Raw genomic sequence first — 14,565 nt, 5'->3', positions numbered from 1 at the left:
TTCACCCCGTCTCCGCCCCACCCGTCATGCCCTCCCCGCCACCGTCAGGCCCTTCCCGCAGCCGTCATCCCCTCCCCGCCGCCGCCCCGTGCAGCGCCTTCACCGCCGCCCTGATCGAGGGCCGGCGGTCGGCGTCCGCCCGCCAGACCGCGTAGACATGCCGGCGGACGCGGTGGCGGACCGGAACCGTGCGGACGCCCCGGGGCATCGGCTCGCGGCCCAGGCGCGGGGCCACACAGATGCCGAGGCCCGCCGCGACGAGCGCGAGCTGGGTGTGGTGCTCCACCGCGCGGTGGGCGATGCGCGGTTCGAAGCCCTTCGAGCGCAACGTGTACATCAGCCACTCATGGCAGAACTCGCCCTCGGCCCAGGTGATCCACTCCTCGTCCGCGAAGTCCTCCAGTTCGACCTCCGCGCGGTCGGCGAGGGGGTGCCCTTCGGGCAGGGCGACATCGGCGGGATCGTCGAGCAGGGACTCCTTGGCGAGCCCTTCGGGCAGCGGCAGCGGCTTGTTGTACCAGTCGAGTACGACGGCGAGGTCCAGGTCGCCACGGATCACGCGCGCGACGCCCGCCGCCGGCTCCAGCTCCTGGGACCGTACGCGCAGCCCCGGGTGTCCGGCCCGGAGCGCGGCCAGGGTCGCCGGAAACAGCCCGCGCGCCGCGCTCGGGAACGCGCTGATCCGCAGCTCGCCCACGGCCTGTCCGCGCTGCGCCTCCAGATCGGACTGCGCCAGTTCGACCTGCGAGAGGATCCGCGCCGCGTGGTCGGCGAGGAGGCGCCCGGCGTCCGTGAGGCGCACCCCCCGGCCGTTCTTGGCGAGGAGCTGCTGTCCGACCTCGCGCTCCAGCTTGGACATCTGCTGCGACACGGCCGACGTCGTCACATGCAGACCCGCCGCCGCACCGCTGACCGAGCCGTGCCGGGCCAGGGCGTCGAGGGTACGCAGGCGCTCCAGGTTCAACATGTAAGTGATGCTACGCAATACCGAGCACAAAATCTAGCTTGTACTAAGACGTCGAGCTGGGCCATCGTGACGGTCATGAGCACCGCCACCGCGCCCGACGCCGTCCCAGCCGCAGCCGCAGCCGCAGCCACGGCGCCCCCGACCCCCCGCCGCACCCTCGACTGGCGGCTCCGCTTCGGCGCCCTCTCCCTGATCTGGGGCTTCAGCTTCCTGCTGATCAAGGTCGGCACGGAAGGGTACGCGCCCTTCCAAGTCACGCTCGGCCGACTGGCGTTCGGTACGGCGGTGCTCGCGGTGGCCCTCGTGGTGAAGCGCGAGCGGCTGCCGCGCGGGGCCCGCGTCTGGGGCCATCTGGCGGTGTCGGCGTTCCTGCTCAACGCGGTGCCGTTCTCCCTGTTCGCCTACGCGGAGCTGACCGTCCCGTCGACGCTCGCCGGAATCTGCAACGCGACCTCACCGCTGTGGGGCATGGCGCTGTCGCTGGTGGCCCTGTCCGAGGACCGGCCGACGCGGCGCCGGGTCGCCGGGCTCGGTATCGGCTTTCTCGGGGTGCTCACGGTGCTCGGCGCCTGGCAGGGCTTCCAGGGGCTGGATCTCCGGGGCACGGCGATGGCTCTGCTGGCCTCGCTGAGCTACCCGATCGGCTGGATCTACGTCCGCCGCACCCTGGCGGGCTCCGCGCACTCGCATCTGTCGCTGACCGGAGGGCAGTTGCTGCTCGCGACGGTCCAACTGGCCGTGGTGACTCCCCTGTTCACCTCGCTCCCCAGCCGCTTCGCTCTCGTCCCGTTGCTCGCGGTCGTGGCCCTGGGCGCGCTCGGTACGGGACTCGCGCTGCTGGTCCAGTACGGCCTGGTCGCCGAGGTCGGTCCGACGACGGCCCAGATGGTCACGTACTTCATCCCGGTGATCGCGACCGCGGCGGGCGTGGCCATCCTCGGCGAGTCCCTGTCGTGGTCGACGCCGGTCGGCGCCGTGATCATCCTGGCGGGCGCGGCACTCACCCAGTCACGCCGCCGCACCTGACTCCCGGGCGCCCGTGGCGGGTGTGCGCGACATCCCGCCGGAGCGTCACACGTACCGCCGCGCGGGCGCGGGACCGGTCGCGTCGGCCACGGCGTCGGCCACCGCGCGGATGTCGTCCGGCGTCAGCGTGGACACCGTGATGCGCACCCCGGGCGGCGCTCCGATACGGAACCGGGCGCCGGGCGCCACCGCCCAGCCGGAGTGCAGCAGCCGCGCCACGGCTCCGGTCTCGTCGGGCACCGGCACCCACACGTTCATGCCGCTGCGTCCGTGCGCCGCGACACCCCGCTCGGCGAGCGCGGAGATCAGGGCGTCCCGGCGGGCCCCGTAGGAGGCGGCGACGGCGGTCGCGTCGACGGACCGGCCGACCCAGAGTCCGAGGACGGCGCGCTGCTGGAGTCGGCTCACCCAGCCGGGCCCGAGCCGCTGCCGTCCCCGGACCCGGTCGACGGTGAGGTCGTCACCGGTGAGTACGGCGAGCCGCAGATCGGGCCCGTACGCCTTGGCGGTGGACCGCACGAACGCCCACGCGTGCGTGGCTCCGGCGAGCGGGCGCAGGCGCTGGTCGACGATGCCGTGCCCGTGGTCGTCCTCGATGAGCAGGACGTCGGGGTGCGTGGCGAGGATCCGACGCAGGGCACGCGCGCGGGGTGCGCTGATCACGGCGCCGGTCGGGTTCTGCGCGCGGTCGGTGACGATGATCGCGCGCGCACCGCCGTCGAGGGCAGCGGTCACGTCGTCGGGCAGAGGTCCGTCGTCGTCCACACGCACCGGCACCGCGCGCAGTCCGAGCGCGGGCACTAGGTCCAGGAGGCTGCCCCAGCCGGGGTCTTCGACGGCCACCGTGTCGCCCGGCTTGAGCTGGGCCGCCAGGACGCGTTCGATCGCGTCGAGGGAGCCCGAGGTGACGGCGATGGGCCCGGCGGGCACACCGTCCTGGTCGAGCGCCCCGCGCGCGTACCGCGCGAGTTCTGGTTCGACCGCCTCCTGCCCGTACAGGACCGGCCGTTCGTCCGCGTACACGGCGGCGGCGGTGAAGGCGGCCGTGAGTGAGGGCAGCAGAGACGTGTCGGGGTTGCCGTCCGACACGTCCCGTACCCCTGCCGGGACGTCGACGCGGATGGCTTCGCGCGCGGTGATGGCGGGCTTGGAGCGGATGCGGCTGCCGCGCCGCCCGGCCGTCTCGATCACCCCGCGCTCGCGGAGGGTGCGATAGGCGGCGGCGACCGTATTGGGATTCACACCGAGTCGGGACGCCAACTCCCGCAGGGGTGGAAGCAGTTGCCCCGGTTCCAGCCTTCCCGCGCCCACGGCCTGCTCGACGCTGCGCGCGATCTCCGCAGCACCACTCCCCTGGATCGGATATTCTCCTAGCACAAAGCCCATTATGCACTAGTGCAATGACAACGCAAACCCGCAGGCCCCTCGCACCGAGGAGGCCCGACACCGACCGCATCCGAGGGAGACGGCCATGCCGGACCAGACGACCGCCTACACCCCCACCGACCGCAGCGTCCCCACCCGCGACCGCGAACGGGCCTCGTACGAGCGCGCGTTCGTCCACGCCATACTCGACGAGGCGTACGTCTGCCATCTCGGGTTCGTACGGGACGGGCTGCCCGTCGTGCTGCCGACGCTGTTCGCCCGGGTGGGCGAGCGCCTCTATGTGCACGGTTCGACGGGCTCGCGGCCCTTGCGGATGGCGGGCCAGGCGGACCCGGGGCTTCCGGTGTGCCTCACGGTGACGCATGTCGACGGGCTGGTCCTGGCCCGCTCGGCGTTCCACCACTCGATCAACTACCGGTCGGTCGTCGTGCAGGGCGTCGCCCACAAGGTCACCGACGAGGAGGAGCGCCGGACGGCCCTGGACGCGATCGTGGAGCACGTCGTCCCGGGCCGCGCCGCCGACTCACGCCCGGCGAACCCGAAGGAACTGGCGGCCACCGCCGTGCTCCGTCTCGACCTGGACGAGGTCTCCGCGAAGGTGCGCACGGGCGGCCCGAACGACGAGCCCGAGGACGTGGGCCTCCCCCACTGGACGGGCGTCGTCCCGGTCAGCAAGGTCTACGGCTCCCCCGTCCCCGCGGACGACCTGGCCGCCGGCATCGACGTACCGGACTACATCAAGGCGCTGTGACCCCGGCCCGGCTGTGCCCCAGCCGAAACGGGCCCCTACGCGCGCGTAGGGGCCCGCCACGTCACACCGGCGCCGTCTCCCTCCGCGCCGCTTCCCTCCGCGCGGCTGCCGCGTCCCGCGCCTCCGCCGCGCCGAGTCCCGCGACGGCGACCAGCAGGAGCAGGGTGCCGACGACGGTCGCCGGGGTCAGCCGCTCACCGAGCAGGGTGACCGCGATGACGGCCGCGCTCACCGGCTCCAGGAGCATGATCACGGAGACGGTCGCGGAGCGGACGACCGCGGCGCCCGCGAAGTACAGCGCGTAGGCGAGCGCGGTCGGGACGGCCGCGATGTACACCAACAGGACCATGACCTCGCCGGGTTGGGCGGTGCGTGGGACCAGCCCCTCGGCGGCGCCGAACGGCAGCAGACACACGGCGGTGACGGCGAAGGCCCACACCGTGACGCTGGACGAGTCCGCGCCGCCACCCTTCCCCCACCAGCGGGTGAGCAGCGTCATCACGGCGTACCCGGCCGCCGAGACGAGCGCGAGCAGGACCCCCAGGGGCCGCACGCTCGCGTCGCCGTCGCCCAGGACCATGACGGCGAGCCCGGCGAGCGCACCGGCGACGGCGGCGACACCGCCCCGCCCGAGGCGTTCGCCCATGGTGACGCGGGCGCCGAGCGCGATGAGGACGGGTCCGGCGCCGAGGGTGACGACGGTGGCGACGGCGAGTCCGGTCGCTTCGACGGCCGCGAAGTACGCGGTCTGGAACACCGCGAGAGCCAGCCCCGTCGCGACGATCCGCAGCCGGAACCTGAAGCGGAGCCGGAGCCGGAGCCGGAACCGGAGCGGGTCCTGGGACCTGAACCGGAGCCGGGGCAGCCGGGCGGCGAGCAGCAGCAGGAGTCCCCCGGCGCAGCGCCAGAAGGAAAGGGCCACGGGGCCCATGTCACTGGACCGGTAGACCAGGGACGCGGCGGCGCCCGCGGTTCCCCAGGCGACACCGGCGACGGTCAGATAGAGCAGGCCACGCCCGACGGGCAGGCCGGAGACAGCGTTCGACACGTGTTCTCTCCGCAGATTCACAGAAGGTCGGCAAGGGACCTGTGTCAGGTCCTCGGACTTCTTCTGCGGGCAGCACCGTTCCGCCCGGCGACTGCCGGGCTCAGGGACCGGGGGCCCGCCTCAGGCGGCGGGAGGCGGAAGAACGAGCGTCAGCGGCATGTCGGTCACCCTAGGGGGCGCTGCCGCGCGTGGACAACTCGTCCTCGGTGGCATCCGGCGAGGGTGCGGCGCCCGTGGGACCACCGGCGGCGGCCGTCGCGGCGAGGCCGCCCGCCGCGACCGGCTCCGCCGCCGCCTTCACCGGTGTCGACGACTGCGCGATGAACGCGCCGACGAGGACCACCGCGCCCCCGATGATCTGCGGCGCCGACAGGTGCTCCCCGAGCAGCACCCAGGCGAGCACGGTCGCGATGACGGCTTCCAGACAGGCCACGACCCCGGCCACCTGCGGCGACAGCCGCCGCACCGACAGGACACCGGTCCCATAGGCGAGGACGGTCGCCAGGAGGACGATCCAGGACAGCAGGAGGAAGGCCGCGACGGGGGTGCCGTTCATGTCGGCGGTGCCGCTCAGGAGCGACCAGTCCATGGACCAGGGGCGCGCCACGACGGTCAGGACGACAGCGCCCACGAGCAGCCCGTACGCGATGATGCCGAGCGGGTCCGGTGCCTTGTCGCCGGCGTCGCTGCCCTGGTCGGACAGGACGAAGTAGCAGGCCTGACAGCAGGCCGCGCCGAGTGCGAGCAGCAGTCCGATCAGGTCGAAGCCGAGCCCGGCCCAGACCTCGACCACGCAGGCCAGTCCGCCGACGGCCAGCACGACCCCGACGAGCGCGGCGCGCGTCACGGGCCGCCGCTGCACGAACCGCACCCAGCCGAGGACGAGCGCGGGCCCCAGGTACTCGACGAGCAGGGCGACGCCCACGGGGATACGGGAGATGGCGGCGAAGTAGCAGGCCTGGACACCGGCGACCGCGAACAGGCCGTACCCGGCGAGCAGCGCGGGACGCAGGCGGACGAGGTCCCGGTGGCGCCAGGCGAGCGGCAGCATCACGAGCGCGGCTCCGGCCACCCTCAGCCATACGACGTGCAGCGGGTCGAGACCCGCTTCGATCAGCGGCTTGGCCGCGACACCGGAACCACCGAAGGCGAGGGCCGATACGAGGGCGAGGCCGAGGCCGAAGCCCCGGCCGCGACCGCCCTGAGTCCCCTGAGACGTATGCACCGGCACATGATGACAGGCCCGGTCAGGACCGTCATCCCCGGTGACACCTGTCTCAGGGTCTGGACGTCGGCTGGACGTCGGCCGGGCATCAGGGGGATGACGGCCGCCGGGCGCTCCGGTCCACCGGTTCGCTGCCGGGCGTGGACCACTGGAGCAGGAAGCGCAGGGCGTCGTAGGAGGGGGTGTCGGGCGGGGCGGTGTACGCGACGAGGAACTGGTCGGGCTCGGTGTCGACCGTGAGTTGCTGGACGTCGAGGGTGAGGGAGCCGACGACGGGGTGGCGGTAGGTCTTGGTGAGCTGCCGGGGTCCGCGAACGCGATGGGTGGCCCACCAGGTGCGGAAGTCGGGGTCGCCTGCCATGAGTTCGTCGATGAGTCCGGAGAGGGCGCGGTCGTGGGGGTGGCGGTCGGCCTCCATCCGCAGGACGGCGACGCATTCGCGGGCGGCGCGTGGCCAGTCGGCGTACAGGGCGCGGAAGGAGTCGTCGAGGAAGGTCAGCCGGATCAGGTTCCGCTCGGCGTCCGGCAGTGCGTCGAAGTCGGTCAGCAGGGCGCGGGCGGCGCGGTTCCAGGCGAGGACGTCCATGCGGCGGTTGAGGATCATCGCGGGGACGTCGTGCATGCCGTCGAGGAGGTGGCGCAGTTGCCGGTCGACATGGCGGGCGATCGGCTGCCGTGCGGGGGCCGTCTGCACGGTCTCGGCGAGCGTGAAGAGGTGGGTGCGTTCGTCGGGGGCGAGTTCCAGGGCGTCGGCGAGCGCGTCGAGGACGGGGCGGGAGACACGGCGGGTGCGGCCCTGTTCGAGGCGGACGATGTAGTCGACGCTGACATGCGCCAGTTGGGCCAGTTCCTCACGGCGCAGACCCGGTACGCGGCGCAGCCGCCCGTCGTCGGGCAGACCGACGCGGGCGGGGTCCAGGGCGGCGCGGCACGCCCGCAGGAAATCGCCCAGTTCACTGCCGCCGGAAGCGCCGCCAGAAACGCCGCCAGAAGCCTCGCCATGTCCTCGGTGTCCCATGGCCCCAGTGTCCATGCCACCCCGGCCACGTGCCTGGTACTGATCTGCACAGGCTCCGTACCGTACGTACACCCGTACGCACCTAACGCACCTACGCGGCAAGCGCCTCATCGATACGTTTCAACAGCTCACCCGCGACGACCCCGGCATGCCCCAGAATCTCCACCGCGCGGCAGTCGGGGTCGGCGGCCAGGGCGGCGAGGAGGTCGACCCCGCGGGCGCGTCGCTCACCGCGCGCCTCGGCGCGCAGGCAGGCCACTTCCATGGCGATGCCCGCGGTCGGCGACCAGCCGGCCTCGCGGACCACGGGCACGGCACCGGAGTCCTCGACGGAACCCTGCCACTGGAGTCCGTAGCCGATGCTGCGCTGCACGAGATAGCCGAGCAGCCGGGCGACCTGGGCGCCTTCGGCGAAGACCTCCCGCACCCGCGGGTCGGATTCGAGCAGTGAGTGCAGCAGATGGGCGGTGTCGATCTGCCGGTCGCCGTCCCGCACCGCGCGCCGCCGCGCGCCCGCCACGACCTCGACCAGTTCGGCGCTGAGCCGGTCGTCGACATCGGCACGGGTGGAGCCGCTCTCGGCGGCCTGTTGCGGGATACGGGGTTGCACATCCTCTACCCCATCAGCCGCCGGCACCCGCGACATCAGCGGCGGGAAGCATTTCCGGGTCCCACGCAAGTTGGGTACGCGTGCGCTGGTTCTCCTCCTTACGGATGAGATCACGCGGTTTCGCCGCCGGGGCGCGCGCCGTCTTGATGTGCGCCGGTCCGGCAACCGCTCCCCGCCGCCGTACGTCCATCTGATGCATGGAAAGCGGGTGCTGGCTCGTGGCCCTGCCCTCGATCGACGGCCGGGAGTACGTGTACCGGGTCTACGCACCTGGTGACGCGCTCCTCGCCGACCTGTTCTGGGAGGCATGGCACTGCCACGACGAGGGACCGTTCCCCAGGGCGTCGGATCTGTTCGACGCGGCGGTGATCCGGCGCGTCGGCTGACCCACCTCGGGTCGGGAGCGGCTGACGGCATCAGGTTCCCTGGCAGATGACGGCATCCGGGAACTTCCTGACGGTTCATCAGTATTGAATGTTCAGGGCCCTACGGCTACGTTCCGCGACAGCGTAGCTGCGCGCGGCGCAGCACCCGACGAGAAGGGGTGGCCGCATGGCCGAAGTCAGCGCGGAAGCACGGATCGACGCACCGCCGGAGAAGGTCTGGGCGCGCCTCACCGACTTCTCCTCGTACGGGGAGTGGAACGCCACGCACACCAGTTTCCCGAAGGGCGGCCCCGCCGATCTGGCCGTGGGCGGCACCTTCGAGGAGAACATGAAGCTGATGGGCTTCCCGGCCGAGGTCACCTGGACCATCGAGGAGCTGGAGACCGGCCGCACCTTCGCCATCCGGGGGAAGGGCCCGATGGGCGTGATCGTGGGCACCCGGTACTCGCTGAGTCCGGACGGCGGTGCGACGACGGTCCGTATCGACGGCGAGTTCACGGGCGCCGCCGTCTCGATCATGGCGGGCAAGCTCAAGGACTCGGCGACGGCGGCACTCAACGAGTCGCTGCGCAAACTGACCGGCCTGGTCACCTGAGCCGGTAGGAGCGGAAGAGAGAGGGGGCGCCCCGCGTGATTCACGCGGAGCGCCCCGGCTTCACTGATCTATCTCTGATCAATCTCTGATCAGTCTTCGGGTCAGTCCTCGTCGGCGAGGATGAGGTACAGCTTCTTACGGGCTTCGTTGATCACGGAGAGCGCCTTCTCGCGCTGTTCCTTGCTACCGGTCTTCCAGACCTGGCCGAACGCCTCCATCAGACCGAAGCCTGCCTGCCGGATCTCGCTCAGCGTCTCCCAGTCGACCCCGCGCCCGGCGTCCTCCCAGGGCGCGTCGGGCCCCTCGTCGGCCGCCGAGCGGCCCGACTCGGTGAGCGAGAACAGCTTCTTGCCGCCTTCGCTCGCGCTGGTGATCAGACCTTCGTCCTCCAGCAGCTGCAGCGTGGGATACACCGAACCCGGGCTGGGCTTCCATGCCCCGCCGCTGCGTTCGGCGATCTCCTGGATCATCTCGTAGCCGTGCATCGGGCGGTCCTTCAGCAGCGCCAGGATCGACGCGCGGACGTCGCCGCGGCGCGCCCTGCCCCTCGGTCCGCCTCGACCGCGTCCACCCCAGGGCCCTCCACCCGGGCCGAAGCCCGGCCCGAAGGGACCGAAGGCGGCACGCCGTCCCTCGAATCCACCCCGACCCTGATGGCCGGGACCGTACTGACCGTGTCCGTGTCCATGCGAGTGCATCGCAATCGCTCCTTCCATCGTTGATCGGTCGCGATGCATTAACGATATATCGGAACCGCTCGCATGACAACCCTCACCGCCCACCTTCGTGGTGTGGTCAGGGGATGGTCGGCGGCTCGGCGACACCGATGAAGTTCCCGGCCGTGGTCCGGATGCGGGCCGACCAGCCCAGCGCCGCGAGGTCGTTCGTGAGGGTCCGGGCATCGTGGAACACCTTCACGATGCGGTACCGGCTCCCGTCGTCAAGCCGACGCAGCGCTGCCGGGGCTGACTGGTTCGCGACGACTTCCTCGTATGCCGCCGCGGCGGGGCCGTCGTCGACGAAGATCGCCTTGCCGCCCGGCGCGAGGGCGGCGGCGACAGTGTTCCAGAAGCGGGGCAGCCGTGCCGGCGGGACATGGGAGAGCCAGAAGGCGAAGAACACGGTGTCGTAGCGTCGTGGCGGCTGCCACTGGAACAGATCGGCCTGGAGGAATTGGACGGTGGGGGATGGCGTACGGGCCCGAGCGAGGGCCAGCACCTCGGCCGACGCGTCGACGGCCGTCACCGACCGCGCCCGCGCGGCGAGTCCCGGGGTCCACTGTCCTGTTCCGCAGGCCAGCTCCAGTACGTCCCCGGTAATAGGGAGATCATCGACGACACCCAGTAACTCCTGCAAGGCTTCGTCCTCTGCATAGGGCCGGTCATATTGGGCCGCACCGGCCCTGTAGTAGGCCATCTGCTCTGCCAGGAGAGCGTCGTCGTTCATGGAGGGGGGTCCTCTCATCCGGGTTCAGGCAGAGCCGAACGCGCTCAGCGCGGCGGTTTGGTCGCCACCGACACGGTCGGCCTTCACCTCGGGGCAAGGTCAAGTGTCGTGTTCCGCCTGGTTTGGGTGGATAGCGACCAGAATCGTGAGCACACCCCGGACTACTTCGCCGGGTTGTCCGGCGGCACCGGGGTGGTCGTCGATGTCCGGCCTGAGAACCTCGTCGATGAAAAGGCCGCCCAGGTCCTCGCGTTGACCGCGCGGGTCTGGGCGACGGTGGAAAGGTCGCGGCGCAGGCGCTGTGGTGGCAGCACCACTTGATCGAGATCCTGACCGGTCTGCCGCCGAATGCCCCGGCGGGGACCAGTCCCCGGCCCGAATACGACCCGGCCTGCCGGTCGCCGGCGGAACGTGAGCGGACCAAGGCGGCGGAACTGGCCCCGCTGGGTGAAGAGATCAGCGCGCGGACCGTGATGCGAAAGCAGCAGCGCTACGAGGTCGGCGGTGTCGCCGCGGTCACAACCGACCGACACCGCATCCGTGACACACTCCACCAACTCCTCAGCGAGTTCTTCGACGTGCGAGAGGCTGACGACCCAGGCGTGGTCCCAGTTCGAAACAGCAGGGCCGGACCAGATCGGCTGGGACAGCCTCTGGCATCCACCCGCCCGGGACCACATCACCCGAGAATCCCGGCATCGCCACGTCTCACCTGAACTGCTCGCCGCACGTCAGCGGCCCACCCCGAACGAGATCCTTCGAGACGGGACACTCCCAGCCCCCTCCGGCCCCCCTGTTGACGGAAGTACTGCGTGCTCGCCGAGGACAGTTCGAGTGGCTGGTGACGAGCCGACCGCACGGCCGACATCAGCTTCCGAGAATTTGAGTCGACTTGGCGCGCTGCGCAAGAGACCCTCGACGCGAACCGCACCGAACCGAGGAGCCAGGTTGATCACGGAGTACCAGCAGCGGCTACGGGAGCGCTACCTCGCCGCCCCCGTCATGCCGGCCCCCACACCCTGGCAACCAGTGCTGGACCGCGGGATCCCCATCGGTGGCCTGCTCGGCATCGGCTTCGCGGTCCATCCGGACACCGGACACGACCTCGTCATGGTCGTGTCCAGCGACGGCCATGGACTCTTCGACGCGGTCACCGGCGACAAGATCGCACGCGACCGGGATCCCGATCCCGCCACCAGCACCCCCGACGCACACCCGGACCTCACCTGCCCCGGCCTCGGTCCCCTCGCAGGCACGCCGGTCCGCATCGCCGGCCTCTTCGGTGGCGGTCTGCACAGCACCACCCCGGACGGTTGGACGCTGGACATCGTCAGTCCCGAGTGGCCCCACGACCGCGTCATCCTCTCCACCGACGGCGGAGTGCACAAAGGACCGCCGGGAGGCACCTGGTGGCACGTCTTCCACTCCGAGTACTCGGAACTGCGCGCCGCCGGATTCTCCCCGTCCGGCCGCACCCTGGCAGTCGCCACCAGCAGCGACCTCGCCCTCTGGACCCGCCCGGAGCACCACATCAAGGGCTGAGCACGCCCCCGGGACGTCCCGGTGCGCGCTCAGGCCTCAGACCCCCGTCGAGTCCTTCACGTACGGCGACGACGACGGCGACGACGGCACCGTGGACTCCGGCGCGACCCCGGCCGCGGGCCGAGGCAACGGGCCGCCTTCGCTGAGGCCGAACCGTCCGTGGACCTTGCGCAGGAAACCGGGCGCGTACCAGGCCGAACGGCCGAGGACGCGCATCGCGGCTGGGACGAGTACGCCGCGCACGGCGACGGCGTCGATGAGGATGGCCAGCCCGCTGCCCAGGCCGAACATCTGCATGAAGCTGATCTTGGACGTGCCGAAGGCGAAGAAGCTGACGGCGAGAAGGCAGGCCGCCGCGGTGACGATGCGTCCGGTGTGGCCGAGACCGTTGGCGACGGCCGACTCGTTGTCCTCGCCCAGGTCGTGGAGTTCCTTGATGCGGCTGGTGACGAACACCTCGTAGTCCATGGAGAGGCCGAAGGCGATGCAGAACATCAGCACAGTCATCGACACCTCCATCGGCTGCGCCGAGACGCCGAGCAGCGAGGAGAGGTTTCCGTCCTGGAAGATCCAGGTCATGGCGCCGAGGGTCGCGCCCAGGCTGATCACGTTGAGCGCCAGGGCGCGCAGTGGCTGCACGACGCTGCCGGTGAACAGGAAGAGCAGGATGAAGGTGGTGAGGGCGACCAGGGCCACGGCGAGCGGGAGCCGGCTGCTGATGGAGTCCTTGGAGTCGACCAGTTCGGCGTCGACTCCGCCCACCAGGGCCTGCGATCCGGCGGGCGGGGCGACGGCGCGCACCGCGCCGACCAGGCTCTGCGCCTCGTCCGACCTCGGCGCCAACTCGCTCACCACGCTGATCCGCTGCGCGCCGGACCGGCCGAGGGCGGGATTGCCGGACTCGGACCCGGCCCCGGCCCCGGACCCTGTCGCCGTCGACCGTCCGTCCGCGTAGGTTCCCGCGCTCGTCTCGACGCGCAGGACACCCTTCAACTCGGACAGCCCGACCGCGTACGACTCCAACAGCGCCTTGCTCACGGGCTGGTCGACAACAATGTGGAGGGCGGCTTCGTCGTTGCCGTCGAAGTTCTCGCGCAGCGCGGTGGCGACCTGGCGGCTCTCGGCGCCCTCGGGCAGGACCCGTTCGTCCGGCGTGCCGAAGGTGATACCGAGGAGCGGGCTCGCCGCCAGCACCAGCACCGCGAGCACGGGCAGCGCGGTGAGCGTGGGCCGCCGCATCACGGTCCGGGCCAGCCGTCCCCACAGGGACGTCCCCGCGCCGGAGCGCCCCGGCTTCGCCCACGGCAGCCGCCCGCTGTTGACCCGGTGACCCAGGACGACGAACAGGGCCGGCATCACGAACAGGGTGCCGATGGCCGCGATGGCGACGACACCGACCCCTGCGTAGCCGAACGACCTCAGGAAGTACTGCGGGAACACGAGGAGCGCCGCGAGCGCGGCGGCCACGGTCGCGGCGGAGAACGCGACGGTCCGGCCCGCGGTGTGCACCGTCGTCCGGACGGCGTCGTCCACGCTCGCCCCGGCCGCCAACTGCTCCCGGAAGCGGCTCGTCATCAACAGGGCGTAGTCGATGCCGAGTCCGAGGCCCAGAGCGGTGGTGAGGTTGGTCGCGGAGACGGAGACGTCGGTGACGCTGCCGAGAAGGGAGAGCTGCGCGAACGAGCCCAGGATGGCGATGACCGCGATGGCCAGCGGCAGCAGGGCCGCGACCACGCTGCCGAAGACGAACAGGAGCAGCACGAGGGTCAGCGGAATGGCGATGATCTCGGCAAGCACGAGATCGTCGACCACCTGTGTCGACATGTCGCTGCCCACGGCCGCGCCGCCTCCGGCCTGGACCGTGAGCGCGTTCTTGTACGTTCCGCTGTAGGCGTCGATGATCTCCTGGGCGTTCTTCTGCTGCTGGGTCTCGTCACCCTTCACATGCGCGAGCACCATCGCCTCGCGGCCGTCGCGCGAGCGCAGCCCCGGGCTGTCCGTGTCCCAGTACGAGACGACGTTCGCCAGGGTCTTCTCGTTCCTGAGGTCGGCCACCAGGGTCCGGCCGCTCCGCCCGGCCTCCGGGGTGTCGATACGGCCGTCGGGCGCACGGACCAGCAGAACCAGGTTCGTCTCGCCGCCGAACTTCTCCTCGATGACCTCCGCGGCCCTGGTGGACTGGGACGCCGGGTCGGCGAAACCGCCACCCAGCAGCTTGCCGAATGCACCGGCGCCCACGACGCCCATGAGGGCCACCGCCACGACGGCGACGACGAGTACCAGCCGGGACCGTCGAATCGATAGTTCAGCCATGCGTTCAAACACGCCTGATCTCCTTAGCGTCCTTGCGAGCGTCTTTGCGGTGAAAAACGACGGGCGGCAGCCGGGGCACAGGAGGAACCGGCGCGGCGCTCGGCGGGTCTGCGCGCCCGCCCGAGGCAGGTGCGGTGTCGCACTCCTCGTCGCCACAACGACGTTAGTGAGGCCGCAGAAGATTTGGCAGTGTTTGATTTTCCTAACAGTGTCAAGGTTCTTGATGCACCGTCGGGCTCGGCGTCGTACGGT

Annotated in this window: 16 protein-coding genes; 6 read left to right on the top strand and 10 right to left on the bottom strand. The window is 71.2% G+C overall.

Annotated elements, in window-relative coordinates:
- Positions 1 to 64 precede the first annotated feature (64 nt).
- Positions 65 to 967, bottom strand: a complete 903-nt coding sequence (locus ACIQNU_RS39990) for a LysR family transcriptional regulator (protein WP_401376435.1) — start codon at positions 965 to 967, stop codon at positions 65 to 67.
- A 75-nt stretch (positions 968 to 1,042) separates the two neighbouring features.
- On the opposite strand from ACIQNU_RS39990, the gene ACIQNU_RS39985 reads away from it, so the two are divergent.
- Positions 1,043 to 1,993 (top strand): DMT family transporter, encoded by a 951-nt coding sequence (locus ACIQNU_RS39985; protein ID WP_401376432.1) that lies wholly within the window; start codon positions 1,043 to 1,045, stop codon positions 1,991 to 1,993.
- Positions 1,994 to 2,038: 45 nt separating this feature from the next.
- Here ACIQNU_RS39985 and ACIQNU_RS39980 read toward each other — a convergent pair whose 3' ends face one another.
- Positions 2,039 to 3,370, bottom strand: coding sequence for an aminotransferase class I/II-fold pyridoxal phosphate-dependent enzyme (locus ACIQNU_RS39980; RefSeq protein ID WP_401376429.1), 1,332 nt, complete (start codon positions 3,368 to 3,370; stop codon positions 2,039 to 2,041).
- Between the two features lie 94 nt (positions 3,371 to 3,464).
- Here ACIQNU_RS39980 and ACIQNU_RS39975 point away from each other — a divergent pair, with 94 nt between their 5' ends.
- Positions 3,465 to 4,130: a pyridoxamine 5'-phosphate oxidase family protein gene (locus tag ACIQNU_RS39975; protein WP_401376426.1), complete on the top strand. Its 666-nt coding sequence runs from the start codon at positions 3,465 to 3,467 to the stop codon at positions 4,128 to 4,130.
- A gap of 61 nt (positions 4,131 to 4,191) precedes the next feature.
- Here ACIQNU_RS39975 and ACIQNU_RS39970 read toward each other — a convergent pair whose 3' ends face one another.
- From ACIQNU_RS39970 to ACIQNU_RS39950, 5 genes are all read right to left on the bottom strand, one after another.
- Positions 4,192 to 5,178 (bottom strand): DMT family transporter, encoded by a 987-nt coding sequence (locus ACIQNU_RS39970; protein ID WP_401376424.1) that lies wholly within the window; start codon positions 5,176 to 5,178, stop codon positions 4,192 to 4,194.
- Between the two features lie 169 nt (positions 5,179 to 5,347).
- Positions 5,348 to 6,409 carry an EamA family transporter gene (locus ACIQNU_RS39965; RefSeq protein WP_401376421.1) on the bottom strand — a complete coding sequence of 354 codons (1,062 nt, stop codon included), beginning with the start codon at positions 6,407 to 6,409 and terminating at the stop codon, positions 5,348 to 5,350.
- A gap of 82 nt (positions 6,410 to 6,491) precedes the next feature.
- Complete coding sequence (locus ACIQNU_RS39960; protein ID WP_401376417.1) at positions 6,492 to 7,421, bottom strand: helix-turn-helix transcriptional regulator; 930 nt, start codon at positions 7,419 to 7,421, stop codon at positions 6,492 to 6,494.
- Positions 7,422 to 7,512: 91 nt separating this feature from the next.
- Positions 7,513 to 8,067, bottom strand: a complete 555-nt coding sequence (locus ACIQNU_RS39955; protein ID WP_401376414.1) for a Clp protease N-terminal domain-containing protein — start codon at positions 8,065 to 8,067, stop codon at positions 7,513 to 7,515.
- Positions 8,045 to 8,230, bottom strand: a complete 186-nt coding sequence (locus tag ACIQNU_RS39950) for a hypothetical protein (RefSeq protein WP_401376411.1) — start codon at positions 8,228 to 8,230, stop codon at positions 8,045 to 8,047. The genes ACIQNU_RS39955 and ACIQNU_RS39950 overlap by 23 nt, the downstream gene beginning before the upstream one ends.
- On the opposite strand from ACIQNU_RS39950, the gene ACIQNU_RS39945 reads away from it, so the two are divergent.
- Together ACIQNU_RS39945 and ACIQNU_RS39940 are read left to right on the top strand one after the other, a co-directional pair.
- Positions 8,229 to 8,417, top strand: coding sequence for a hypothetical protein (locus ACIQNU_RS39945; RefSeq protein WP_401376408.1), 189 nt, complete (start codon positions 8,229 to 8,231; stop codon positions 8,415 to 8,417). The genes ACIQNU_RS39950 and ACIQNU_RS39945 overlap by 2 nt on opposite strands.
- A 166-nt stretch (positions 8,418 to 8,583) precedes the next feature.
- Positions 8,584 to 9,012, top strand: a complete 429-nt coding sequence (locus ACIQNU_RS39940) for an SRPBCC family protein (protein WP_401376407.1) — start codon at positions 8,584 to 8,586, stop codon at positions 9,010 to 9,012.
- Between the two features lie 101 nt (positions 9,013 to 9,113).
- On the opposite strand, the gene ACIQNU_RS39935 is transcribed toward ACIQNU_RS39940, so the two are convergent.
- Both ACIQNU_RS39935 and ACIQNU_RS39930 read right to left on the bottom strand, forming a co-directional pair.
- Complete coding sequence (locus ACIQNU_RS39935; protein WP_401376404.1) at positions 9,114 to 9,728, bottom strand: PadR family transcriptional regulator; 615 nt, start codon at positions 9,726 to 9,728, stop codon at positions 9,114 to 9,116.
- A 79-nt stretch (positions 9,729 to 9,807) separates the two neighbouring features.
- A complete protein-coding gene (locus ACIQNU_RS39930) occupies positions 9,808 to 10,458 on the bottom strand; it encodes a class I SAM-dependent methyltransferase (protein WP_401376401.1) in 651 nt (216 codons plus the stop codon).
- Positions 10,459 to 10,566: 108 nt separating this feature from the next.
- On the opposite strand from ACIQNU_RS39930, the gene ACIQNU_RS39925 reads away from it, so the two are divergent.
- Both ACIQNU_RS39925 and ACIQNU_RS39920 read left to right on the top strand, forming a co-directional pair.
- A complete protein-coding gene (locus ACIQNU_RS39925; RefSeq protein WP_401376399.1) occupies positions 10,567 to 10,779 on the top strand; it encodes a hypothetical protein in 213 nt (70 codons plus the stop codon).
- Between the two features lie 627 nt (positions 10,780 to 11,406).
- Positions 11,407 to 12,000, top strand: coding sequence for a hypothetical protein (locus tag ACIQNU_RS39920; RefSeq protein WP_401376397.1), 594 nt, complete (start codon positions 11,407 to 11,409; stop codon positions 11,998 to 12,000).
- A gap of 36 nt (positions 12,001 to 12,036) precedes the next feature.
- Here the strand turns inward: ACIQNU_RS39920 and ACIQNU_RS39915 are convergent, their stop codons facing one another.
- A complete protein-coding gene (locus ACIQNU_RS39915) occupies positions 12,037 to 14,313 on the bottom strand; it encodes an MMPL family transporter (protein WP_401376394.1) in 2,277 nt (758 codons plus the stop codon).
- Positions 14,314 to 14,565: the final 252 nt, after the last annotated feature.

The organism is Streptomyces sp. NPDC091292 (assembly GCF_044757265.1).
Taxonomy (GTDB): Bacteria; Actinomycetota; Actinomycetes; order Streptomycetales; family Streptomycetaceae; genus Streptomyces.
This window is presented reverse-complemented; position numbering and strand designations above follow the sequence as displayed.

Coding starts and splice junctions, on each gene's coding strand:
- ACIQNU_RS39990 (WP_401376435.1), bottom strand. CDS start 967: ATGTTGAACCTGGAGCGCCTGCGTACCCTCGACGCCCTGGCCCGGCAC.
- ACIQNU_RS39985 (WP_401376432.1), top strand. CDS start 1,043: ATGAGCACCGCCACCGCGCCCGACGCCGTCCCAGCCGCAGCCGCAGCC.
- ACIQNU_RS39975 (WP_401376426.1), top strand. CDS start 3,465: ATGCCGGACCAGACGACCGCCTACACCCCCACCGACCGCAGCGTCCCC.
- ACIQNU_RS39960 (WP_401376417.1), bottom strand. CDS start 7,421: ATGGGACACCGAGGACATGGCGAGGCTTCTGGCGGCGTTTCTGGCGGC.
- ACIQNU_RS39955 (WP_401376414.1), bottom strand. CDS start 8,067: ATGTCGCGGGTGCCGGCGGCTGATGGGGTAGAGGATGTGCAACCCCGT.
- ACIQNU_RS39945 (WP_401376408.1), top strand. CDS start 8,229: ATGGAAAGCGGGTGCTGGCTCGTGGCCCTGCCCTCGATCGACGGCCGG.
- ACIQNU_RS39950 (WP_401376411.1), bottom strand. CDS start 8,230: ATGCATCAGATGGACGTACGGCGGCGGGGAGCGGTTGCCGGACCGGCG.
- ACIQNU_RS39940 (WP_401376407.1), top strand. CDS start 8,584: ATGGCCGAAGTCAGCGCGGAAGCACGGATCGACGCACCGCCGGAGAAG.
- ACIQNU_RS39935 (WP_401376404.1), bottom strand. CDS start 9,728: ATGGAAGGAGCGATTGCGATGCACTCGCATGGACACGGACACGGTCAG.
- ACIQNU_RS39930 (WP_401376401.1), bottom strand. CDS start 10,458: ATGAACGACGACGCTCTCCTGGCAGAGCAGATGGCCTACTACAGGGCC.
- ACIQNU_RS39915 (WP_401376394.1), bottom strand. CDS start 14,313: ATGGCTGAACTATCGATTCGACGGTCCCGGCTGGTACTCGTCGTCGCC.